At 58.8% G+C, this 25343-nt stretch carries 14 protein-coding genes and 1 pseudogene; 9 read left to right on the top strand and 6 right to left on the bottom strand.

Features of this window, described 5'->3' with window-relative positions:
• Positions 1-170: 170 nt before the first annotated feature.
• Both NJU76_RS22840 and NJU76_RS22835 read right to left on the bottom strand, forming a co-directional pair.
• Positions 171-842, bottom strand: coding sequence for a helix-turn-helix domain-containing protein (locus NJU76_RS22840; RefSeq protein ID WP_254532757.1), 672 nt, complete (start codon positions 840-842; stop codon positions 171-173).
• Between the two features lie 449 nt (positions 843-1291).
• Positions 1292-1747: a response regulator gene (locus NJU76_RS22835; protein ID WP_254532756.1), complete on the bottom strand. Its 456-nt coding sequence runs from the start codon at positions 1745-1747 to the stop codon at positions 1292-1294.
• A gap of 278 nt (positions 1748-2025) precedes the next feature.
• On the opposite strand from NJU76_RS22835, the gene mntA reads away from it, so the two are divergent.
• The 3 genes from mntA to NJU76_RS27370 are packed head-to-tail and all read left to right on the top strand — an operon-like array spanning position 2026 to position 3272.
• Positions 2026-2508, top strand: coding sequence for a type VII toxin-antitoxin system MntA family adenylyltransferase antitoxin (gene mntA, locus NJU76_RS22830; protein ID WP_254532755.1), 483 nt, complete (start codon positions 2026-2028; stop codon positions 2506-2508).
• Complete coding sequence (gene hepT / locus NJU76_RS22825) at positions 2505-2972, top strand: type VII toxin-antitoxin system HepT family RNase toxin (RefSeq protein ID WP_254532754.1); 468 nt, start codon at positions 2505-2507, stop codon at positions 2970-2972. The genes mntA and hepT overlap by 4 nt, the downstream gene beginning before the upstream one ends.
• Positions 2973-3005: 33 nt before the next feature.
• Complete coding sequence (locus NJU76_RS27370; protein ID WP_486642020.1) at positions 3006-3272, top strand: DUF8150 family protein; 267 nt, start codon at positions 3006-3008, stop codon at positions 3270-3272.
• Here the strand turns inward: NJU76_RS27370 and NJU76_RS27365 are convergent.
• Positions 3175-3606 (bottom strand): hypothetical protein, encoded by a 432-nt coding sequence (locus tag NJU76_RS27365; RefSeq protein ID WP_486642028.1) that lies wholly within the window; start codon positions 3604-3606, stop codon positions 3175-3177. The two genes, NJU76_RS27370 and NJU76_RS27365, sit on opposite strands and share 98 nt — an antisense overlap.
• On the opposite strand from NJU76_RS27365, the gene NJU76_RS22815 reads away from it, so the two are divergent.
• On the top strand, positions 3562-3675 hold the full coding sequence (locus NJU76_RS22815) for a multicopper oxidase domain-containing protein (protein WP_425604342.1): 114 nt from the start codon (positions 3562-3564) through the stop codon (positions 3673-3675). The genes NJU76_RS27365 and NJU76_RS22815 overlap by 45 nt on opposite strands.
• 737 nt (positions 3676-4412) lie before the next feature.
• Here NJU76_RS22815 and NJU76_RS22810 read toward each other — a convergent pair.
• Both NJU76_RS22810 and NJU76_RS22805 read right to left on the bottom strand, forming a co-directional pair.
• A complete protein-coding gene (locus tag NJU76_RS22810; protein ID WP_254532753.1) occupies positions 4413-5396 on the bottom strand; it encodes a nucleotidyltransferase family protein in 984 nt (327 codons plus the stop codon).
• A 243-nt stretch (positions 5397-5639) separates the two neighbouring features.
• A pseudogene (locus NJU76_RS22805) lies at positions 5640-5800 on the bottom strand (IS110 family transposase); the annotation flags it as partial.
• An 865-nt stretch (positions 5801-6665) separates the two neighbouring features.
• Here NJU76_RS22805 and NJU76_RS22800 point away from each other — a divergent pair.
• The 5 genes from NJU76_RS22800 (at position 6666) to NJU76_RS22780 (ending at position 24043) form a co-directional block, all read left to right on the top strand.
• Positions 6666-7949, top strand: a complete 1284-nt coding sequence (locus tag NJU76_RS22800) for a hypothetical protein (protein WP_254532752.1) — start codon at positions 6666-6668, stop codon at positions 7947-7949.
• A gap of 1061 nt (positions 7950-9010) precedes the next feature.
• Positions 9011-11509, top strand: coding sequence for a DUF6603 domain-containing protein (locus tag NJU76_RS22795; protein WP_254532751.1), 2499 nt, complete (start codon positions 9011-9013; stop codon positions 11507-11509).
• Positions 11510-15460 carry a hypothetical protein gene (locus NJU76_RS22790; RefSeq protein ID WP_254532750.1) on the top strand — a complete coding sequence of 1317 codons (3951 nt, stop codon included), beginning with the start codon at positions 11510-11512 and terminating at the stop codon, positions 15458-15460.
• An 82-nt stretch (positions 15461-15542) separates the two neighbouring features.
• A complete protein-coding gene (locus tag NJU76_RS22785; RefSeq protein WP_254532749.1) occupies positions 15543-22220 on the top strand; it encodes a BGTF surface domain-containing protein in 6678 nt (2225 codons plus the stop codon).
• The gene (locus NJU76_RS22780; RefSeq protein ID WP_254532748.1) at positions 22220-24043 is read left to right on the top strand and encodes a hypothetical protein; all 1824 of its coding nucleotides are present in this window, start codon (positions 22220-22222) and stop codon (positions 24041-24043) included. Before NJU76_RS22785 ends, NJU76_RS22780 begins: the two co-directional genes overlap by 1 nt.
• 266 nt (positions 24044-24309) lie before the next feature.
• Here the strand turns inward: NJU76_RS22780 and NJU76_RS22775 are convergent, their stop codons facing one another.
• The gene (locus NJU76_RS22775; protein WP_254532747.1) at positions 24310-25245 is read right to left on the bottom strand and encodes an NAD-dependent epimerase/dehydratase family protein; all 936 of its coding nucleotides are present in this window, start codon (positions 25243-25245) and stop codon (positions 24310-24312) included.
• Between the last annotated feature and the right edge of the window lie 98 nt (positions 25246-25343).

Raw genomic sequence — 25343 nt, 5'->3', positions numbered from 1 at the left:
ATTGGTTGAATCGTCCCGTCTGGCCATTCCTTAGCCGCATATGCGTTTCCGCAGTTGAGACATTCAGCGATTGCCCGTTCGCCGTCTCCTTCTGGCATTTTTCTATACTATTGACTGAGTAGCAGTTTGTCGTTTACCTACAATTATGGAGGGTTTTTAAATAGGGAGAATCACTCATCACTGTCATCAGCCGTGGAGCCACGATGTGCGATAGTACTTTTGAGAAGGTTATGGTTTCCTCGACGGAGGCGATCGGCGAACGAGGGGCGTGAAATACCGAGTTGATTGGCAAGCGTTTCAAGATCGGTCTCACGGGGTTGGTCGTAATAGCCTTCATTGAAAGCGAGAAGCAACGCCTCATGCTGGTTAGCAGTGAGGCCGTACTCATCACCTGCCTGTAACTCTGCTAGCGATTGCAACCGTGTAAGTTGGGTATTGATATCGTGGGCGGCACAGTATTGCTGAAACCCCGAGAGTTGGTCTGAATCTTCAGCGCGAAACTCGAACGTCCATTGTTCGTGCGTGCCGATCGCTGATAACAGCGTGAGATCGTTGTCAAGAATAGCTGTGAGGACGCCTTTCACCTCAGGGTTCCACATGGCCCGATACAATCCCTGATTCTCGTGGTAGTCGATACGCGTTACCGACTTAAATGCTGCTTCGGCTGTCAGAAGGTCTTGGATACCGTCGTCAGGAGCGTCGGTTACCCAGAAGTACGGGAGATGACTTTGGCCGGTGGGAACGACGCGCTCTATCTCGACTGTTGCGTTCGGCAGATCATCGAAAACCCGACCTAATGGGAAGTTCTCTGCTGGGATCGTGAACTCTGCGATGATCGCCATATCAATAGCCACAACTACGAAACAGAAAATAGCCTATTCACGCTAGACTGACCAAACAAGTAAGGCAACGGTTGCTGTTCCGCAGGGAAAGGCATGCCGAGGTGACTTCGACGCTTGAAGAACGACCTCGAATGTAGTTGCTATACTGTCTCTAGATCTTGACCGAATACATGACGCCGAGAAATCGGGGAGTTGGCCCATCTGAAGGGATCGAACTCACGTATATCGGAAGCTCCTCCGAAAACACCTCGAACACACTCATAGTAATTAGCGTACGATTTCATACGTTCCAACGTGGCAGATCACACACACATAATGAAATCACCATGACCGATACAGCAGACGAGTTCAGCAGAATGGCATCATTTCATCCGCGCCAATTCCCATGAACCAACCGGTCAGTAGATCTGGGTATCGAACACTATCTCGAGAATAGGAATTCACTAGTGCTACGAATCAGATGGTTGACGGAGAACTGTTAGCCAAAAGAACTCGAAGGAGCGAATAAGTGAGATGAATTCATCAGGAGCAATCGGCTTAGTGAGATAGGCGTCGGCCTGGATCTCGGACAAATCAAGGATATCTTCTCCCATATCGGAGCCTGTTAACACTATCACGGGAACCTCCTCTAACTCGTGATCATTCCTCATAGCATGAAGGATATCGTCACCGGTCGCTTGCGGTAGATACCAATCGAGCAAAACGAGATCTGGTTGCGGAGCGTTCGTGAACTCGCCGCGCTGATTGAGGAAATCAAGCGCCTCTTGTTCATCAGTGGCAACGTGCAGTGTATTTGTGATAGCCGCGTCTGTAAATAATTCTCGGACAAGTCGAACATCGCCAGGATTGTCTTCCACTAACAGAATCTCTGCCTCCCGACCAGGGACAAAGGATTTCCGAGTCATTGACCCTACTACGATGGTAGCGATTGTAAGCACCGCGGTCATTTTCTCCTGCAGTGAGCGATCATCGCCTTCGCAAATCGAGCCAAATCCTGTGTGACACTCGCGCTCTGTATCTCACAGGCACCACTTGACAGCATTTCGGTAGTCCACAAAGCTTCTGCTGACTCGATGAAAATTCTGCTATCCCATAAGAGCGTGAAACAAGTATGGGACGCAAGAGACCGAGAAGACAGTGGGCTCCTGAGTGTTTATGTGTCATGAGACCGTATTTTTGCTTAATGAGATCCAATGAGAACGCTGCTATCGATGAATCCCTCCCTCTCGAGACTCTTCGAGAGGTATTGCAGGAGCATCCGGTACAGCTGGCAATTCTCTTCGGTTCTCACGCAACTGGGGAATCTCACTCTCGAAGCGACATCGATATCGCAGTTGAATTCGACACTGTCCGCCCGAGTCATCCGGCCTACAACGAGGTCTTTCTTGGATTGAGTGCCGACCTCAGCGAAGCGCTCGAGACTGACGATGTTGATCTCGTCGATCTCCAGACAACGTCACCGGAACTGGCGGAGACGATCTTCGATCACGGCGTCCTTCTCATCGGTGACCCAGAGCATGTGGCTGATGTCCGACGCCAACTCACCGCAACTGAGAAGCAGACTCAGTCACCGCGCGAACGGTTTGATGCGGCAGTAGCCAGAATCGATAGACATCTTGGTGGGTCTGCTGTGACAGCGACTGATGGCGAAACTCGTGATCGATGACAGACGAGACCTTTCCTGCTGATCGTCTCAATAGAATACTCAACGCTGTCGAAACGATTGAAATCAGTTTAGGTGTTCTTGCTCGGAAACAGACGCTGAGTCGCGAAGCATATCACGCGGATTCAGATACACAGGATATCGTTGAACGCCGATTCGTGAAGATGACCGAGGCAGCGATCGATATTGGAGAGGAACTTGTCAAACACGAACGTGGAACACCTCCAGCGAGTAATCCACAATCAATGCGGGCTCTCGAAGAGCTTGGTATACTCTCTGCTTCGACAGCTGAGGAAATGGCACAAGGTGCCCGGTTCCGGAATGTCCTTGCACATACTTACGGGAACATTATCGAACACGACGTGGTCTACAACGCTTTGCAGGACCTCGAGCGCTACCGCCAGTTCGTCATCGAAGTCCGCGACTACCTCGAGTCGATCGGAGCACTCAATGAGGACGTCTCTTAGCGTTCGAAACACGGTTTACCACGGAGTACCTCAATGAGTACGTCAAAGAACTCGGTGTTGAGGACTACTATGCTGGACTCAAAGGAATTTGACGACGACCAACGCCGAAACACGGAGAAACGGCGTGCAATGATCAAGCGATGGGCTGTGTACGTTCGTACGCACGACGATAGTGACTGGTCACGCCAACAAAATCGGCTCATCAACTCCCAGCTCCAGTCGGCAAACGACATGGCTGCCGTTGGCGACACGGATCCTGTTCGGTTTGCAGCCACTCGAGATCGTCTGCGAGACCAGTGACCGCATACAGGTTCCCGCTTAAACTGGGGACGCTACTACAGCAATGACATCCGATTCTTCTTCCGAATAAGTGGACGACGAGGTCCGCGTCGGCGGCGTGCTCGTCGAGGTTCGCCGACCACGAGGTGTCGTGCGTGCGGTCCGTGACCGGTTGGGCCTCGCCGTTATCCCGGTCGTCGTGACAGATATCGAGGACTACACTAGCCTCACGGGCGAGCCTATCACGCTGAAGCCGAACAACACCGCCCCGAAGGATACAGTCCTGGTCAACCCCTAGGAGGTCGTCCGCATCCAACCCGAGTTCACCGGATACACTGGACTCTACCCCTGGCACTGCCACATCCTCGAACACGAAGATCAGGAGATGATGCTCCCTTACGAGGTGGTGGAGGGGGAAGAATAGGGGTCCACTCACCGTCAGCTAATCTGGTACGAGGAGAGGAGTTACGAGGGTCAGCTCCCGTCGGTTATACATTTCACTGTCAACAGTGATATTCGCTCTCAAAGAAGCTTTGTTGGATGCAACCTCTAAGTCTTGCACGCCGTTACTGTCAGTTCACAGTTCAAATCTGCTACTGCACAGATGCTGATACTCACCAGTCGAAGGGTGAAACGTCAGTGAACTACCCTGCCCTACCGCGCTCGGGCTTACCCAGCCCTCGCTTGTTACGGACAGGGCTTCCTGCTTCGGTGTCGGAACGTGCAGGGAACGTCCCCACAGCGTCCACAAGACGCTCCGCGTCTCGTGCGGCCCGGCAGAACGTCGTTGACGTTCTGCGGACGGTTCCAGACTCCACAGGCGGCTTCCCTTGACAGGTGGTTCGGAGTGTCCCACTCCTACCGGTTCGACACTCGGCCACAACCGACGATGCACGCTTGTTGTCGCGTTTGAACACCGCCGGAAGCGTGGTGAGCATCTTATTACCGCCTTCAACCGAAGAGATAATAAGGGTGCCGATTCACACGAAACCAAGACGTGCGGGCGTTGTCTCCCCTCCCTACTCGCTTCGCTCGCTGAGGATAGCGCGGGACCGTCGGTCCCGCTGACCATGCGAACGGCGTCGCCGTGAGCAGAAGGGGGCTGAGCGCCCTCAATTACAGCTAAGAAAACGCCAAGAAAAGTATCAGACTATCCGTACGTTAGTCCGATGACAACGCAGAACTGGTCGTGACCTCGAGTTCTGGCCCGAGTAGTACTCCGTCGAGCGAGTAGTCGTCGAGTTGCGTGTCCTCGCCGACGATCGTCCGCTCTAGGTCCACGCCTTCGAGTGTCACACCAGGAAAGACAACCGTATCCGCAACTGACGCATCAACAAGCGTCGCGCCGTTCATCACGTGAACGTTCTCACCAACCGAGGTGTTCTCGAGCGTTACACCATCCGCAATGTGTGACTCACCGTCTAGATGCCAGGCGACGGCATCGAGGTAACTTGCCGGCGTTCCGATGTCGAACCACGCACCTTCGAACGTATAGGCGTAGGTCGGTTCGCGGTCCTGCAGCCACTGGACGAACCAGCCCGGCTCGTCAGGGTTGTTGTCTCCTGCAAGATAGGTCGATAGCAACGATATCGAATCCTGCGGGAAGGCATAGCAGGCGATCGAGACGAGCGTGCTCTTGGGGTCGTCGGGTTTCTCCTGGAAGTCGACGACGCGGTCACCCTCGAGTTCGACGAGGCCGTAGGATTTCGCCTTTTCGCGTGAGCCGACGTCGTAGGCGGCGAGCGTCGGTGCGTCGCGCTCCTCGAAGGTATCGATGAACTCCGAGACGTCGAAGCTGATCAAGTTATCTCCGGCGACGACGAGCAGATCGTCGTCGATTCCCTCTCGGTCGACGAGCTGTGCGAGCGCACCGACGACGCCGAATTTTTCGTCTTCGTCGACCGTCTCCTCGATCGAGAGGCGCGGCTTGTCGAACTCGCTGTCGGCGAGGTGCGCCTCGAAGTCGGGGGCGAACCGCTCGTTTGTACTGACGTAGACGTCGTCGATCCGATCGTCTGCCTCGAGTTCCGTGAAGATACGATCGATGACGGTCGACTCGCCAATTGGAAGGAACATCTTCGGCAACTCCTTCGTCAGCGGCCACATTCGCGTAGCAAACCCACCCGCGAGGACGACAGCTTTCATGCTGTGACCTCCTGATCGTCGTGTTTGAGGTACATTGGCCCACAGGTGAACGCAGTTGTTGTGTTCTCCACCGCGTTCGATATGTTGCTGTGTCGATGCTGGTTATCTCTAATCGAATGAATCCTGCCCATTTCAGCTACTATCTAGAAACTAACTGATGGAGATGGTTTAAAAGCAACGGCCGTGTTCTGCTACATGGCGCGGGAATCGACTGGAAGCCGTAATTTAGGCATTGTAGATCGTGTAGTTGCTGGTGGCTTCGATTGCTGCTTTCAATCCGGCGTACCGTTCGGTAATGTCGTTGAGGTTCGCGTCACAAATGCGAACCTCTTCAACGATCCTCCCATCCTCATCCGAGACAGCGACTGCGATTCGCTCTTGTGAACGTCGATTCCAAGGGGGATTCATGGACATCTCTGGAATGAACGCGCGTGGAAGGGAGCGACACCTATTCGAGCTCAGACCCACGAAGCTGCTTCCTTGGCACTTAGGCTAGTCAGAGGGCCGCACTGGAATGTGCACATTCGGCATCGGCCTTTGCCCCCCGATTCCGTGACCACGCATTGAGGTTTAGCAGGCACCCATAGCTTCAGCACGATCGTCGGTATAAAATGGAAGATGAGCCAACGTTTGATATTGCGGCGATTCAATCGCCAGAAGCGCCAAGACCAATATCTGTGCATTCGCCTCGCTTGACCGACTGGGCGGTGTGGAACTAATACTTCACGTCGAGAATCGCAGCGCGCGGTTGGTAGAGCCGAACCGTGTAGTTCTTACCTTCTGGAGTGTAGGGGAAGGTCGACTGGCCAGGGTCACCGCCAAAGGGAATCGTGACACTACCGTCAGCGTCCTGCTCTGCATGCGACAAGTGACGTTCACACCGTCCTGAAGGAGGGGGTATTCCATCGGCGGGATATGCTGATGGGAGGCCCGGATCTGGCCATAGGACATTGTATCCCCGGAGACTCGGAACTTTAGTAACATTGTTTTGCATCCAGACAAATATCAAATAAGTTATTTTTATTGTCTGTCTTTTCTTCGGCGCACACCTCCGGCCTGCCCCCCTGATTTTACAACGGTGCATGTTGTTTGTTACCCATGGTCCTCCTGTCTCGGCAAACGGAAAGGACGAAACTCCTTGCGATGGCGTCGTTGCGCATCCACATACAGGATATTCCGAATAGCTACAAATGCTCCAGTCCGACGCTTGCGGGATCGAGGTTTGGCCGGGTGGAAAAACATCAGGTTAAAAAGATCAATAGCTAAATAATGGCGAATTTTTTAGATATATCAGAAATCAAATGCAATAAGAAACTCAATTCAGGTTCAAAAAAGGACGACGTCACTCTTGTCGTGAATGTAGATGGCCGTAGAGAACCATATGACATCCATCACTATTTCAACAAAGGGGAAAAATGGAAACTTGCTAAAAGGTTTCCGTTCACGAACGATATCAAATTACGACTAATAGAAGATGCGCCAGATGAGAATTTATCTTCAGGAACTACAGTAGGGAAACAAGTGTCACTCCAAAAAGCTACCACAAAGGGAGATATTTCATTTGCTGATAAAAATGCAAATTATACCATTCGCTATTCTCTGGATTCCAGTCCTAAATCACCCCTTTCGATTGCGATTGATGAGCTATCCCAACGTATATCTGATCCAATAAATACACAATATTATAAGAAAAAGAAAACATTCCGGAAAAAGCATATAACAATAATTTACAGTCACAAATGGGAGGAATTAGATGCTAAAAAGATATTTAATAAATTGTCCGATGTTGCGATGATAGCCAAGTCGTCATCCCATACCGACTTCAATTATGACTCTCCTGTGGCCAAATTAAGTCAGGAATTTGACCAAACCCCAACGCAATTTTGTGTAGCCGCGGCGTGCGCATTTTCGTTTGCTTGGCGGCAACCCAGGCGGTATATTGAGTGTTGTAAATCTCTCCTCGAAAATGGAACATATTTGACAAGTTCGAAACGGAAAACTACGAAAAAGGAAATTCGGAAACAAAAGGCACCCAAAAAGGCGGACGGAAGTCGTATGGACCATGCAGACTGGCTTTTAATGTCCTCACTTAATATGTTAGTATCAAAAGGAGGGAAAACGAAGAAAAGTTGGGAAATCCAGAACGAATTAATCAAAGAGTTCTTGGAAGATTGTCTTGGATATTCCCAGGTGAAATATATTTCTCTGTATGATGAGCACTCAATACCGGAACTATTTGGACATTTATACACAGCATATGCAAAGGGTGGGGTAGGATATTTAGATGTTTTTGAAAAAACGGTAGATCCTGAACTTCCAATAGAAAAAATTATGGAAATTCGTCCTACCCATACAGTCACATATATCGGTCCTAGAAGTTTATCCGATGAAAATTTATTTTTTATTCAACACTATGGCGCTGTGTATGGGTGGGGGATCCCATCTAAATTACATCCTAGAACTATTTTATTTAACCATTATCTATATTCAGGTGAAATAAATCAGACGGAATTTCGAGTATTCGGTGGAATGGTAGGGTGGCCCGAATCATGATAACACGCTCTGAATACCTGAATTTTGGAATAGGGCGCACATGCATGTCACCACCCATTCAAAATTGAATTAGAAAACCAGTCATGACGAAAACGACACACCAAATAATATTAGAAGAAGCCATCAAATTTTTCGAACCACTCGCTGTTGCGGCAGAGGATTCATCGATAGGTCGCGAACGACTGGAAGATCTATTCGATGCTTTAGGAACTGAATTGAGCGAAGCACAGATTGAGAGTTTGAAGACTGCATTATCAGAATTTCAGCAAGGCTATTCCACACTCATAACCCTTGTTGAAAGCCGTTCGTATGAGGAGCCTGAATCACTCAAAGACCTCTTGGAATTGCTGAAACAAATAAATGGGGTTATTGAAGCGATAGAAGGAATACAGTCAGTCCTTACTGAACAAGAGTTCCAGCAAGTTGTTGAGGACCTCCTTGAATACCTTTCTATAACCTATCTCCAATCCGAACATCCGACAGTATACTATACGAGTGTATTGCTTACAATTATTGACGTAGATGTACCGGCAACTGCAGAAACTCAACAAGACGATTGGGGTGGCCTTTTTCCTTATGTCTCGTCTGAATACTCCACACTACACTTAGAGCGTCTCACCACTCTACTTCAAGCCCCGCTTCTGAGCCTTCGAGAAGAGTATCTGCCGGCTGATTCTAGCTCAGATGAAGATTTGACCGAGATCGAAGACAGTATCATTCCTTGGTTGATAGTTCTAGCCGGTGAACTCGGATTTCGGGTTCAAGTTAGCTATGGTCCTCAAGCATTACCAGACTATCCAACTATTCCGTCAGGGACGATCGGTTCGAGAACATTGCTGATGTGGCAGGATCTAGAAAATATTGGTGTTTTCGGTTTAAGAATTCAAATAGTTAGTATTTCGGACCAACTATATCTCTTGGTCGAACCACATGGAGCCACTCAAATCTCGAACGAAATCGGTAATTGGGCTTTCGCCGCGTCCCTTTCGAGCGAGAACGCATTCCTCCTTCGACCGAACGGTGTCGAACAGCTTGACCCGTCCACTCCGGCAGAACTTTCAATGTCTGGGAATATACGGAAACGGTTAGATCCTGAGACGAATGCTTCGTATATTTTCGGGGCAAACAACGGCACTCATCTGAAACTTGGGGAATTAGGTGCTAAGGGCAACCTGACTGGAACGGATACGGATGTTGACGTCGATGTCCTTGGCAATGCGGACGACTCCGAATTCGTTCTCTCCACGGGCGAAGCCGACAGTTTTCTCCAAAACGTCATCCCGGGCGACGAGTTCCGGGCGCCGTTCGACCTGGGTCTCGGTTGGTCGTCGCGACGCGGGGTCTACCTGAAAGGAGGCGGTGGACTCGAAGGAGAGTTCCCCGTCCACGTGAACGTCGGAAACGCGTTCTCTGTCGACACTGTCAACCTCTCGCTCCGGCCGAAAGACGCCTCCATTCCGGTTTATGTCACCTCGACGGCCAGCGTCAGCCTCGGCCCCGTCGACGCCACCGTCGGCGGCGTCGGATTACGGGCGACGCTCTCCTTCCCGGACGACAATCGTGGGAACCTCGGACCGCTCGACGTCGACCTCGGCTTCGAACCGCCGAGTCGCATCGGTATCTCGATCGACTCCGGTGCCGTGACCGGTGGCGGCTACCTCGGATTCGACGCTAAGAACAAGCAATACGAGGGCGTCCTCAAACTTGCCTTCGGGAACATCACAGTCAACGCGATCGGCCTGCTCACGACTCAACTCCCCAGTGGTAGAGACGACTTCTCGCTACTGGTCATCATCTCCGGGGAGTTCCCACCGATCCAGCTCGGCATGGGCGTCACCCTCAACGGACTCGGCGGCCTCGTTGGCGTCAACCGTATCACCAATACGGACGTTGTCCGGGCCGGGCTGAAGAAGGGCACGATGAAGTCGGTCCTCTTCCCAAAGGACCCGCTCCGTAACGCGCCCCAGCTCATTAGCGACCTCCGGAACGTTTTCCCACCGGAGAGCGACAGGTACGTCGTCGGTCCGATGGCACGGTTCGCCTGGGGAACGCCGCCAATTGTCACGGCGGACATCGGTGTCATCCTCGAACTGCCGTCACCCATCCGGTTGGTCATCCTCGGGCGCATCAGCGCGGTCCTCCCGACCGAGAAGGGGGCGCTCATCGAACTGAACATGGACGCCTACGGCGAGATCGACTTCGGCGAAGGGACCGCGTTCGTGATGGCCAGCCTCTACGACTCCCGGGTCGTCGCGTTCGCACTCACCGGAGACATGGCACTGCGGGCGAGCTGGGGTGACGACCCAAGCTTCGGACTATCAGTCGGTGGCTTCAACCCCCGGTTCACGCCTCCACCGAAGTTCCCCAACCTCCGGCGTGTCGCCATCAACCTCTGTTCGGGGAACAATCCACGACTCCGACTCGAGGGCTACTTCGCGGTCACCTCGAACACCGTCCAGGTCGGGGCGAACGTCGACCTCTACGCGGGGGCTGGGAAGTTCAGCATCTCCGGCTACCTCGGGTTCGACGCGCTCTTCCAGTTCGACCCGTTCCGCTTCGTCGTTGACGTCGCGGCCGGCGTCGCCCTGAAGGCCGGGAGCACGACTCTAATGTCCATCTCCCTTTCGGGGATGCTCTCCGGGCCGGCGCCGTGGCACGTCAAGGGGCGTGCGAAGTTCAAGATCCTGTTCTTTTCGTTCTCGGTTGGCTTCGAGAAGAAGTTCGGCGCCAGCGCCACGCCGTCAACGTTGCCGCCACCAGACGTCCTCGGCGAGTTGAAAGCCGCCGTCGAGGAAGACGGGAACTGGGCGGCCCAACTTCCAGACGACCACCGCTCGGTCGTCTCACTGCGCGATATAGATGCGACGGACGGCGAGGTACTCGCGCATCCGCTTGGAACCCTCAGCGTCCGCCAGCGCGTCGTCCCCATCACCGTCGCCATCGACAAGTACGGTAACGCGGGGCCCGTCAAGCACGACACGTTCAACATCTCAGCCGTGAGCGTCGACGGGAACTCACAGACCGACAGTGAGACGGCCGTTCGAGAGCAGTTCGCGCCAGCGCAGTACTTCGACCTGACCGACGACGAGAAACTCTCCCGCCCGGGCTTCGAACGCCTCCCGGCCGGCCGGCGAGTCGGAAACGACCTGCTGACCTACGGCGGTGAATCCAACCCGTCGCTCGCGACGACGACGACGCTCGAATACGAGTCCACGTTCGTCGACCGGTCACTGGACGTCTTCGCCAAGCCCATCGGGTTGCTGGGGCTCCCGGTCGACGTCGCCGACGCGCTGGCGAATACGAGCGCAGTCGCGACGGCGGAGACTCGAACCACCGGTCAGGCAACGTTCACCGGACCGGACAAGGGTATCGATATTTCGGACACCAAGTACGTCGTCGCGAGCACCGCTGACTTGACGCGAGAGGGACTCGTCTCCGGAGCAGGTGCGACCCGCACCGAGGCGGACCAAGCGCTGCGAGCGCACCTGAACGCACATCCGGAGGCAGAAGGCGACCTCCAGGTAGTCGCCGCACACGAGGCCGCAGGAGGCGAGTCGTAAATGAGCGACGCACCACAGCAGACGCGCTATCACTTCTTTCCCTTCGTCCGCGAGGGGTACGTCCCGACGGCCGTGGACACGGAATCAGGGAAACTCAAGCAAGGGACGACCGGATTCACCACGACCGTCGAGGGACGCAAAACGGACGAGGATGGCGCGAAGTCGACGACGGAATCGCTCACAGTCGGGAAAGACCTCACTGTCTACGGCCCAGGCGAGATTACCGGCATCAACCAGCGCCAGGTCGTCCGCACGGAACCGGAACCGGGAACGACGGACTTCCCGCCGAACTACTTCCCGGCGGTCGAATTCGACCGGCCAGACCTGCCGTGGCTGTTCACCCCGGCGAAGGCGACCAAAGCGAAGGGAAAACTTCGGCCGTGGCTGTGTCTCGTCACCGTCCGCAAGCAAGACGGCGTCAAGCTACGGCGGGGCGGCCTGAGCGGCCAGGGCTCGAGTTCCCTCCCAGTGCTAGAGATTGGAGGGCCGGCCGACCCTGCGACCGAACTGCCGGACCTCACGGAGGCCTGGATGTGGGCACACACCCAACTCGTCGGCAATGTCGACCTGACGAACAAAGAGGCAATTCGCTCGGAGTTCCGTTCTCAGTCGAACGTCACGCTCTCGCGACTCCTCTCGCCCAGACGACTGCGGGAGAACGAAGCCTATCGCGCCTGTGTCGTCCCAACGTACGGCCCGGGCGTCAGGGCTGGACTCGGCGAAAAGCCCTATCCGGACGGGACGAAGGACGTCGAGTTGGCCTGGGACATCGACGACCCGGACGCACAGGTTCGACTCCCGGTGTACTACCACTGGGAGTTCTCTACCGGGCCAGCAGGAGACTTCGAGGCGCTGGTTCGACGACTCTCTCCGGAGCAACTCGAGGGCCTCGGCATCCGTTCGGTCGACGTCGGCGACCCCGGTCCCGCATCGCTTCAGTCAACAGAAAAAGAGACCGTCGACCTGGAAGGCGCCCTTCACTCTGTGGACCTGTCGCCGCAGTCGTATGCGAGTGAGAAACAGACGGTCCTGCAGGGAATCCTGGACGAGGCGAGTGCCCTCGCGGACCCAGCGAAGGCAAGCGAGGGCAAGACGCCGACGCTCGGCCCACCGCTGTACGGCCAGTGGCACGTCGCAGCACCGACGATTCCAGACGAAGGCGACCAGCCTGCCTGGTTCCGCGATCTGAACGTCGACCCCCGAAACCGACTCCCTGCGGGCTTCGGGACGCGCGTCGTCCAGGACAAACAGGAGCAACTGATGGCCCAGGCATGGGATCAGGTCGGGTCACTCCGGCAGGCGAATCAACTCCTCCGATTCGCACAGTTCGGACGAGTCGCCGTCCAGAGCCTCCACGTAGATGTCGTTAACGTCCCCGCACCGTCGCTCCTCCAGTTCACCGCGAATCTGCACTCGCGGGTCAACTGGAGCGATGCCGACGGAACCACGGCCACGCTTAGCCATCGAATCGAGGGGAGCCGACTCCCGGAAGCGGCACTCTCGCCATCGTTCCGTCGACTCGCCCGCCCGGGCGGTCCGTTCGCCCGCCGTCTCGCGACGGATGGAAGTCAACTCGACGTCGGCGAGTTGATCCGCGGTCTCAACGACGGCCGCCTGACCGTCGGAACTGACGATTCCCCCGGAGGCATGACCTCGCTCGACGTCACCGTCGATGGACAGTCCCTCGTCAACGCACTCTGTACGCGTGCCCGCGAGAGAGCGACGGCCGTGGAAGCCGAACGCAGCGACTGGGACCTCATCGAACGCGGGAAGTGGGACGACGGCGCGTTATCCTCTCTGGTCAGAACCGATTGCCAGGAGGCCTGTGCCGGAATCCAGAGCGCACTCACGAACATATACCCCAAAGACGTCGAACCGCTTCCCCCGAGTCTCGACGCCGAACCGCCGCTCGAACGCCTTCTAAATGTCTGTCAGGGCATCTGTGGCGAATCTGTCAACGTGTGGGGAGGATCACTCCTTTACGACCTCCGTATCGCCCTCGGCAGCGGGTCCCTTCGCGAGATCGCATCCGCGTTGATTGCACTGCATGCTGAGGTCACGAAGGCGTTCGACGAGGTCACGACACTCCGGGAGATCGCCGAGCAGTACCGGACCCTGGTACGACTGCTGACGGAGATTCTGGACGTACACGGCGACGTCGACAAACAACTGCTGACGGAGATTCTTGACGAGTACAACGGTGACGAGCGACAATTGCTAACCGAGATCCTCGACTGGTACGAGGAGATTGACGGAGAACTGCTGAGGGAAATCGTCGACATATGCGAGCGAATCGAGACACGACTGCTGCCCCCGATCTTCGAGGAGTGCGACGAGTTCGAAGACCGCTACAGAATCTTCGTCGTTCGGTTCGTTGCGGCCGTACTCGGTGCGTTCTGCATCGACGCCCGAACGACGCTCGCGTCCGTGGAACGCGAAGTCGAGGAAACGGCCGACGGGGAGGCCGAAGCCCGGGCTCGGGACCGAATCGAGTGGCTCGAACGGACGTGCGTCGCCGTCTGCGGTGACGACGCGAATATCGAAGAGGCGCTCGAGGGTGAGGCGCTACTCGCCGCGCTCTCCGAGCGAATCGACGAGGGTGACGTCGACGGGACTCGCCGACTCCTCCGGGTGCTAAAGCAGGTGCTGGCGATGGCGCGTCACTGGATTCGCACGCTTCGGGAGACGTTCTCCGAACAGGGATGGGACGAGACGTCCCTCTCGGAGCTTACGGAGCAGTGTGACGGCTTCGGAACCTTCCTTGACCTGCTCGCCGCACGACTCGACGACTACCCGTCGGACGCGATAGCCGAACAGCTCGGCCCAGCCGTCTGTGGCCCCGCCGCGGAGGAACCGAAGCCACCGCTCGACCTCGAAGCCGTGAGTCAGCGACTCGGCGAGGCTATCGACCCCGAGACGACGATTCGAAACCGGGTCGAACACCGACTCGGTGGCGTCGACCTCGATACCCGGGACGATCCACTGGACCAGATTCTCGAGGCCCCGTCGTTTTCAGAGCCGATGTACGAGCCGTTGAAAAACCTCTCCGAGGAGTACTTCCTGCCTGGCGTCGAGGACGTGCCGCTCGACAGCGTCGGCCTGCTCGTGACGAATCCTGCCTTTGTGGAGGCGTACATGGTAGGTCTCAGCCACGAGATGGGGCGCGAACTCCGCTGGCGCGAGTACCCGACCGACCTCCGTGGAACGTATTTCCGCCGGTTCTGGGACCGCCGCAGCGTCGTCCCTCAGCCAACCGAAGCGGAACAGAACGACATTGCCGAAATCCACGCGTGGGACGGCAGCAAGAACCTCGGCAAACAGTCCCCGAGCAGCGGTGCGGGCGACGGCGAAACGCTCGTGTTACTGGTTCGGGGGGAGCTCCTCCAGCGCTATCCGAACACCACGATATACGCCGCGAAGGCGAAACAGAAGCCCGGTAGCAACCCGGGGCCCAACGAACCGATTCCGCGGGTTCCCGACCTCCCCGACCCCACACCGGGAAGTAAGGCGACGGGCAACACGAAACACCCCATCTTCCGCGGGACGCTCGACCCAGACATCACGTTCCTCGGGTTCGACCTCACCCCGGAGGACGCGTTCGGGACGACCACCCAGAAGGACGACCTGGGCTGGTTCTTCGTCCTCGAGGAACCACCAGGTGAGCCTCGCTTCGGCCTCGACGAACCCGCCGACGGCGATGACGGGACAGAGCTCACGGACTGGAACGACCTGACGTGGGGCCATCTCAGCCCGAACGGGGAGTACCACTACGTGGACGTCGGGCCGTCGAAACCGGGGTCCGGCCCTCCGGGACTCGCGGGAAAGCAGATCGACGGCGTCACCTGGGGGGAGAACTCGGCGCACATGGCGTCCATCACCTGGCAACGCCCGTATCGCATGGCTGTCCACGCAGACGACATGCTCCCGCCGAACCCGAACGGAGGGCCGTGACGATGGCGGGCATCACGAGGACGTCAGGTCCGACGATAGACCACCCTGCGACTACCCACACGACCGAGGAGCGAGATACCCCATGAACGGACGCGAATCACTACGAAACGCCATCGACAGTGCACGAGAGAGCGCCGAAGCAGCCCAGACGGACGCACAGCAGGGGACGGCGCTCCGCTCCGACATCGAAGCGGAACTCGACCGCCTCCGCCGCGGCGTAGGCGACCCAGACGACCTCCAGGCCCGACTCGACCAGTTCCGCACGCTCGTCGACTCGTGGGACTACGCACGCGACGCAGACGTCCCCGAACCGTTCGCCGCCCTCGATGTGGACACCGTCGATGGACTCCTCGATACCCTCGCCGAGGCCTACGAAGCGTGGGTCGAAGCCGATCGCGACGAGAACGAGGCGGCCCGGACGACGTTCATCCGAACCGTCCGGGCACTCCGTGAAACGTTCTGCGAACTCGACGCCGACCAGTCGCTCGAGACGGTCGACGAACTCACCACGGCGTTCTACGACCGCGACACGACAGCGTTCGAAGCAAGGGTGACAGACCTCAGGACTGGCTTCGAAGAACTCGACATCGAGGACCTCGACCAGGTCCAGTGGCGAATCTCGGTTCGCTACCAGGACGTCCGTGCGGCACTCGACCGGGAGCGACTCACCACCGCACTCGACAGCCTCGAACCAGCCGCCGAGCCCGCCGACCGAACGACGACAGACCAGCACCTGAAGCAACTCGGCAACGCCGCCCGCGCGCTCGAATCGTTCGCGGACCTCCAGCGGTGTCGACTCGACGTCCTCAACGCAACGCTCGCGGAGCGCTACTCCAGCGACCCGGCCGACCCGCTTCCGGTGACGACGGACACACAGCCAGCCCTTCTGCTCCCCGTCAGGCTGGAGACGCGGTTCGAATCGGTCGACGGGGAGGGCGAGACGAACTGGAAACTCCTCGTCCGGACGTATCCCGACGACGTCCACGTTGACACCCACGAGTCTGGGCTGACCGACGACGAACTCCAGTGGGGCATCCACTTCTGGAAGCAGGTGTGGTGGTGGGCGACGACGACCGACCCGACGAACGTTCCCGAAGCGGTCAGGCAGTACGTCGACGTCGACTCGCTCCCGAAGGACGCAAAGACGCGATTCGAGGCCATCAAGGAACGCGTCTGGGCTCAACTCGTCGAGCGATACGGAGCGGAGCGAGCGGCATGGGTCAAGCGAGCACTCGCACCCGACCATGCAGACGAACTGCTCGGCGAAGCACCCGTACAGGGCGTCCCCAAACCCGACTTCGAGGCCCTGGCCAGCGCTGCCGAGCGTCGGCCGGACTCCTGGACTCGGCCGCCTCGTGCCCGGCTCCTCCCGGACCGATGGGTGGCGTTCGCCCACTGCGGCGACGATGTCGTCACGTCGTTCAGCGAGCCGATTCGCGAACCACTGGCCGTCGGTCCCGACCCGGACGTACTCGGCAGCCATTCAGGAAGCGCCCATCCCGATGACTCAAAGGACGCCGTAGACACGCTCGCCGAGGACGGAATGAAGTGGATGTTCGACTTCGACGCCGCGAAGACCGTCGGGATGGGTCTGGAGGTGCCACTGACCGAGGAACACGTCGACGCGGGAATCGACCGGCTCGTCGTCGTCGGTGTCAAGACCGGGATGGACGACCGGACCGCCGCAGCGCACCTCCGAGAGTTGCTAGACGCCCATCACTACACCGAGGGGCTCGAGTTCCTCGCGCAGGGGACGCCATCGAACAACACGCTCGACGAACCGTCGGGCTACTCGTCCACTGAGAACGCATCCACTACCCTCCCAGTGGAGTGTGATGGTCCGCTCGTCGAGGCTGGCGACGAGAGCGACGGGGCTATCGCCGCGCGACTGCTCGGCGTCGACCCCGATCAACTCGGCACCAGCGGGAGCACACAACACCCCGTCGGAGAACATGTCTTCGCCCACGTCCGTGGCGCGGACGGGAGCGAACAGTTGGACGCCCGGCACATGAACGCCGCGCTGTGGTCGGCGACCTGGGGCTACTACGTCCCGCACATGCTGTTGCCCACCGACTTCGACGAGAAAGTCGACGATGCTGGTCAGGCCGACCTGGACTACCAGTTCGTGCGGCACCTCGAAGCCCACCGCCAGCACTTCGTGAACCACGTCCGGGCACGCGGTCCCGTACCTGCACTCAGGGTGGGCGAACAGCCCTACGGCGTCCTCCCGGTCACGGACCTCGATGAGATGGCGGCTGCCGACGGACCGACAGCGGACGCCGATGTCTACGGAAGTGACGACGTCTGTGGCACTATTCACCTGCCCGCCGTCGAGGGTTCACTGGCGGCGCAGGTACAACGCCTTCGCGCCGCACTGGAGGGCGGCGTCGACGCAGTCCCGACGGTGATGGACGAGGAGGACCCGGTCGAGGCGTTCACGCAACTGACCAGCATGGAAGCGACCGCCAACGACTATCGCCTTCGCGATCTCCTCGGCAAGAGTGCCGTCGAATCACTCCTGACGGGCGCCGGAATCGCCGACGTTGGGTCCGTGGACCCGAACACCCTCGACGAGTCCACGAGAAGATTCCTGCAGGAACTGCGCGCTGCCTCGGAGCCATCACAGGTCGCAGCGACGATGTCCAACGTGACGTCGGGCGTCCCCTCCGCGCTGCTCACGCCCCGTATCGCCCACCTCCTGTTCAGGGACCAGGCGACCGGCCCCGTCGACCCACTCGTCGACGAGCAATCACCGGCGTTCATGCAGTCGCTCCAGGAGACACCCGCCAGTTCCCTGCGGTACGGTCCACCAGCACCCGCAGGTGCTGACCTCCCGACGAATCCACTTCCATCGAGTGTCCAGGTCCTGGCCGTCATCATGCATCTGAGCTCCGATGAGCGCACCGAACCCCTACTCGACCGCTTGCTGTACTACGCACTCCTGCAGGAGTACCTGATGGCTCGTGCTCGTCTTGGCTACTTCTGCTACACGGGCGACGATACCCATATGGAGGAACACGGACGTGACGTCTGGGACGTCATCCCCGAGTCTGAGCACTACGACGACGAGTTCCCCACTACCGTCTGGAGCAAGGTCGACCAGCGAGCCCCCCACGAACTGCTCGACGCACTGGCCGAGCTGTCACACGTCGACGAATCGACGATCGACGAGTCGACGTCGTATGCCGAGGCGCTGTTCTCGCACCCAGAGATCGACGACGCGTTCGCCGACGTGCAGCAGGCGTTAGGGTACCTCCAGGACGTCGATGGAGACGACCTCGAGACGCTCCTCACCGAGACGCTCGACCTGGCCAGCCACCGACTCGACGCGTGGGCGACGTCGCTGGCGACGCGACGACTCACTACCATTAGGGAGCACCAGACCGCAGCGGAGTCCGGAATCCGCATCGGCGCGTATGGCGTCGTCGAGAACCTGGAGCCGTCCAGCGCTCCGAAATCCGCCGGACACGTCCATGCACCGTCGCTCCCGCAGGCCACTACCGCCGCTGTCCTCCGGAGTGGATACCAGTCCCACAGGGGAACCGAGCGTGGCGACCTCCTCGAGGTGGATCTCTCGGCAGAACGCGTGCGGGAGGCAGAGGAACTTATCGAGGGCGTCCGCCAGGGACAACCACTCGGCGCGTTACTCGGCTATCGCTTCGAGCGAGAACTCCACGAACACACACAAGACCTCGATATGTACATCGCCGCCTTCCGCGTCCTCGCTCCGTTCGTCGCAGGGAAACTCCCCCGCGACGACGACGGAACCGCTGCGGAACCAGTTGCGACGCGCGAGGTCGTCGACGGGGTGGCACTGAACCAGCTGTGGAACGACGACGCGATTCCCTGGGGGACGAAACCCGGGGCAGACACAGCCAAACTGCCACAAGAACCAGACCCAAACCACACCGCTATCACGGACGTACTGGACCTCCTTGACGACCAGGTCGACGCCGTTCGAGACGTACTGACCGCCGAAGGACTCCACCAACTCCTCAACGGGAACCCGACCCGTGCAGGCGGCTCGGTGGACGCTCTCTCGCGGGGTGAGGCACCACAGGACCTCGACATGACTAGGACGCCGCGGACGGGGATCGGGGTCACACACCGGGTGCTGGTCCTCTTCGACGGCGACGGCGACTCGACCCCCGCGTGGACACCGTCCCCGGACGCGGCAGTCAGGGCGGCCGTAGAGCCAAACTTGAACGCGTTCGTCGGCGACCTCTTCGGGGCCCCAGAGCGAGTCCGCTGTCTGGTCGAATACGACGTTGAGGCCCCCGCTCCCGATAACGACAGCACTGAGGACGAGAGCGAAAGACCCCGGGAGACGACTGTGGTTCGCCTCTCGGACCTCGCCCTGTCACCCCTGGACGTCCTGTATCTCGAAGAGGGCGAGGCAGAGACACAGCGCTCCGAAATCGAGCAACGCATCGTCTATCACCTCTACCGCGACGGTCCGGCCACCATCGCACCGGACGGTGACGTGACCATCACCTTCGGTCCATTCGACGAGTGGGACGGAGACCTGGACGAACTTGGCGTCGACCCGAGCATCCACGTCAGCTTCGGTGAACTACTGGAGGTCGCGAGAACCGCACGAGAACTGGTGACCGGTGGCCGAGCAGCAGACGCGAGCGACCTCGCACTTCCAGACGAAGCGGCCGACGCCACGTACGGCTCCGAACTGGGGTCGCGCGCCACGGACGCCCACAAGCGACTCCAGGATATCCAACAGCAACTCGAAGCTATCGTACCGCTCTTCAAGGAGACGGGCGGCCACGCCCGTCCGATTGACACACTTGACGACCTCGTCGATGCCGTCGTGACCGCCAGCACCGCCATCGCCCAGAGCGACCTCGATAGCGTCGAAGGCGACCTCGCGTCGCTCTCTGCGACGGGCCTCGTCGCCGATCTGACCCGCCTGCACGAGGTTCGAACTGCCGGTATCACCCTCTCGGCCATCGAGGGTGAGGTCCTCGTTCGCCCGGAGTCGGGGCAGCGAATCCTGGGGTGGACCACCGCTCGCCCCGGTCAACGGGTGCGGATCGAGATCGAGGCGAGCACTGGACGCGTCGATGCCCAGGCAGAGGCCAGGGTTCGAGAGGACGGCCACTTCGAGGCCGACGTCGACTGCAGCGGTATCGGGGACGGAACGACGTTCACGGTGCGGGCCCGAGTGACGAGAACGACACAAGGACGACCATCCGAGATCAGCGTCCCGGGCCGGGCCGTCCAGTGGTATCAACCGGAGTGGCGCCTGGACGAATGGCTCCCACATCTGCGTCGGCTGTCCACCGTCTCGGACCAGCTCGAGTCCTTCTCGAACGCGAGTTCCGAACTCCGGACGGTCTGGGAGTCACTCTCGACACCGTCGGCCACCACGGATGGGGCCCCCTTCGAGAACGCGGTCGAATTGGCACTGCAGTCCCTCTACGAGGAGGGCGACGAGATGCGGGTGGCCGTAGAGACGTTGCTCACGACTTCGATCACGCTGCCCGGATTCGATTCCGGCGCAGACGAACTCGCAATCTGGCGGATCCTGGAACCGATACTTGAAGCGGTTGCCGGGAAAACGCCCCCCAGCGAAGAACAGGCGGGCGAGTACGACATCCTGAACGGATTTCATGACCCGGCGGTGCGAGCGGAGGTGCAACAGGCCCTCGATTCGTTACTCGGCCACCTCACGGCTGAGGTATCCGAGTTCGACACACTGCTCGACGTGCCGGCCGACCTCACGGCGCCACGAACCGACGGATTGGACGCCCTCCGCGACGACGGCGTCGAAGAACTCCGTGACGGTCTGTTTCGCGCCTCCTACTTCGGCATCCACGGGGCGATTCCGCTGTCGGCCACTGGGTCGAGCGCCGACGACGTATCGACGCTCGCGACGCAGGCGTCCTCGGCCGGAGACGAGATCGCAGACCGAGTGAGCCGGGCAAGTGCTGCCCTCCCCATCGGAGGGACCGACCCGACTCTGGATCAGCAACTGGACCGGCTCGAAGCGCTTCTCGGAGAGTCGTTCGTGGTGTTGCCACCGTTCCAGCCGGCGAACGGACCCGAACTGCAAGATACGTTCGCACCGAGCCACAATGAGACCCTCCAGAACGGAGACGTGATGAACGTCGAGACGTGGTTCCAGCGCGCCGCACGCGTTCGCGAACAGCCACGAACCCTCCAGCGAGCCTTCACGTACGGCGAAACGTTTGGGGACTTCAACCAGACGCGGGCACCCAGAATGCAAGCTGGGCAGCTACCGTACCGTGACCCGGACACGTGGATCGGCCTGTCCGACGAGTGGGCGGACCGTGACGACGACGCTCGAATCGGGGGCCGGCTCTCGCTCGTCGCCCACCTCTACGACAACGTCGATGCAAGCGGAACGATGGCCGGATTCTTCGTCGACGAGTGGGTCGAAACTGTCCCGAGGACGACGGAAACGACGGGACTCTCGTTCCACTTCGATCGCCCGAACAGCCGCGCCCCGCAATCGATGTTGCTCGCCGTCCCGCCGACGGACGATGGCTGGAACCTGCAAGCACTGGCCGACATCGTCGAAGAGAGTCTCGAGTTGGCCAAGCTTCGAACGGCCGACCCCGAAGCACTCTCGGAGACTGGACTTGGCCACCTCCTCCCGGCGTTGTGCTTTGCGGAAAACTCACGCGACGACTCGGCTAGTCCAGACTCCATTTCCATCAACCTCGACGAGTTACGCTCGTTCATCCAACAGGCATTCATCGCCAACTGGGAGGTGCCCGACTGATGTCACTCACGACCTGGAAACGACTCGAACCACGGACGCGAAGCGAGACGCTGAACGCTCGCCGGGCAGCGGTCCACGACCCGCTCTGGTTGCTCGGCCGACAGTGGCAATTCGGTGAACTCGAAGGCGAAGACGCAGGCTCGCCGGTCACGGTTTCGTACTCCATGGCGTCCGATCCGGTGACGTGGTATCAGCCCGGTGAAGCGACGCCGAAACCGTACACCGCGTCTGAGGGGCCACCGCTTGAAGCGCTCGTCGAACAGGAAGCCGTTCGTCCGAGGCCAGATGCGGACAGAATCGATGTCCGGCAAGCGGCCGAAGCGGGCGAACACTTCCTCCGATTGCTCGGTACGCACGACGTGATCAAACAGGATTCCACCCCGGTGCAACCATCCGACCTCGAAGGGTTCGTGCTGGACGCCGACGAGTGGAGCGCGAACGAACTCAAGGACGACGGCCAGCGATATTCGATGGTCGTCAGCGGCCGAGTGCTGGACGGCACGGCGTTGTTCCACGCTTTCGAAGACGAGACAACGTCCGACCCCGTGCCCGAGGGAGTCTCCCCTACTGATACGGGATATCTGGACGCCGTCAAGGCGTACCGTGAGTGGTATCGCGACCTGTATGATGAACCTGAAGTGTCGACGGAGTCGGCGTGGGACCCATCTCGGATGGAGTATCGATTCGCCGTTTCGACAGGTACGGGCGAGAACGAGACCGTTTTCGAAGCCAAGGAGTACACCACGGGTCGAATCGACTGGCATTCGTTCTCCGTTGCGGAGAATCGATCGCTGGCAAATGAGGCCAAACAACAATCCGGTGAAACCGAGTTACCGTCTACCGAGACTCCTGCGGAGAAACCGGAGGAAGAGAAACCGGAGGAAGAGAAACCGGAGGAAGAGAAACCGGAGGAAGAGAAACCGGAGGAACGACGAATGGTTCCGACGGCCGCGACCTATCCGGGGATGCCGAAGCCTCGATACTGGGAGTTTGAGGAGGGAACAGTCAATCTGCCTGCCATCGAGATGGCCGCCGAAGACCTGCCCAAACTCGTCGTCCAGGAATTCGGCCTCGTCGCGGGCGACGACTGGTTCGTCGTTCCCGTAGAACTGGACGTTGGATCGCTCGCTCGCATTAAGGATCTCATCGTCACTACTACATTCGGGAAGACCTATCCTGTCGAGTCAATCGTCGAAGAGGACGCCGCGGAAGGCGACAGCGGGTGGAACATGTACGCGTTCACCAACACTGGAAAGGAGGGTGAACCCGGGCTGTTCTTGCCCCCGATGCTCGCGGACTCGCTCGAAACCGACCCTGTCGAGGAAGTCGAGTTCGCCCGCGATGAGATGGCGAACGTCGGGTGGGCTATCGAGCACCGAATCGAGGGATCGATCGGACAGCCCTACGATCGAGACGAAGCCCGCGCCAGCGGAGACGAGTCGGAGCCGACAGTCCAGGGGTCACTCGGTGACGGTGACGTCGAGGACGTCTATCGACTGATGACACACGTCCCTGAGAATTGGTACCCACTCGTGCCCCAGCAAGAGTCGTCCGAGGCGATTCGATTGCTGCTCGGTCGACTGCTCACCACAGACCCGGGAGAGATGTCCGAACCCAAAGGACGAGTCCTCGGTACATCTGATCTCACGATTCCCGAAGCGGAAGTACCACGGGCGGGCACGACTGTGACGCGAACCTACCAACTCGCCCGGTGGATGGACGGGACGACCCATCTTTGGAGCGGTCGAACCGCTACACCAGGACGGGGAGAAACGTCGAGTGGATTGCAATTCGACGTGCTTGAGACGCACGAATCGGAGTAGAAATCAGTCCCTGTTCCTGATACGCGATTCGATTACACATTCGAGCGCCTCGTCGATGGTCACGTCCTCGAATAATTAGATTGCCACCGTGTCATTTTCGTAGGCTCACTCGAGCAGTCCCACGACATCCTCGGCTCCTTCGCGGAGGCTGAGAACTTTCCTCTGCATCGAGGTTGTACAAGATGTTCGTGTGAACCTATTACCGAGACCGGCAGGCTCCATCCGTATAGGCCGCCAGGTAGGTTTTGGCAGCCGTCAGCGCGCGCCTAAAGACGAGCTACTAACTGCTCGGCAGCTCTCCGGACTGCGGCGTCGCTACTCAGCGTCGGTTCCCAGCCAAGCGCCGATAGCTTTTCAATCGAGAGACGCATCTTCGGAACGTCCCCCGTCCAACCGCGGTCTCCCCCAGTATACTCGTGGGACGGATCGACTCCCATCTCATCGGCGACGATGGCAGCAATCCGATCGACCGAGGTCGTTGTCCGAGTACCGAGATTGTAGGTATGCATCGTCCCCGTCTCCGACGCGTGCTCGATGACGTGGCGCATGGCAGCGGCACAGTCCTCGACATGCATATAGGATTTTTCCTGGCGGCCGTTTCCGAGGATCGTCAGGACCTCGGAATTCTCATCCAGTTTCTCGACGAAATCGGGAACAACCCCAGCGCCGAACCGTGGTCCGACGACGTTCGCAAACCGGAAGTTCCAGACGGTGAAGTCGTGAGCGTGAGCATAGACCGAGAGCAACGATTCCTCGGCGAGTTTCGCTGCGCCGTAGACACTGATCGGCTCGAGCGGCGCGTAATCCTCGGGCGTCGGTCGAGGTGCCTCGCCGTACACCGTTGACGAGGAGGTAAAGGCGATGTTGTCGACGCCGACCTCGTCCATCCGCTCGAGCAGCGAATGCGTCATGCCGGCGTTCGTCTCGAACTGCTGTCGGGGGTCGTCACTGTTGACGTACTTGTCTGCAGCTGCACAGTGGATAACGGCATCAAGATCAGGGGTGACGACCTCTTGAAGCGTCGTTGGCTCCGTGAGATCCGCCTCGATGAACGATGCGTCACCGGGAACCTCCTCTCGAATCCCGTTCGAGAGATTATCGACGACGATGAGGTCGTTTGTGCTGCTAAGCTGTGTAGCGAGTTCGGCACCGACAAGCCCGGCACCGCCCGTGAGTAAAAGCTGTTGATCAGATAATTTCATCAACTAATGATTATCTGATCGTCCAAAGAGCGTTATGCTTCGTGGATCGCCTGACAAGTGACAGTCTCCTCGCTGCAAACGGCGACAGAATCTCGCTG

Origin of the sequence: Natrinema gelatinilyticum, from assembly GCF_024266705.1 — an archaeon.
GTDB lineage: Archaea > Halobacteriota > Halobacteria > Halobacteriales > Natrialbaceae > Natrinema > Natrinema gelatinilyticum.
Note: the sequence above shows the minus strand (reverse complement) of the source record. Positions and strands in the feature narration are given on the sequence as shown.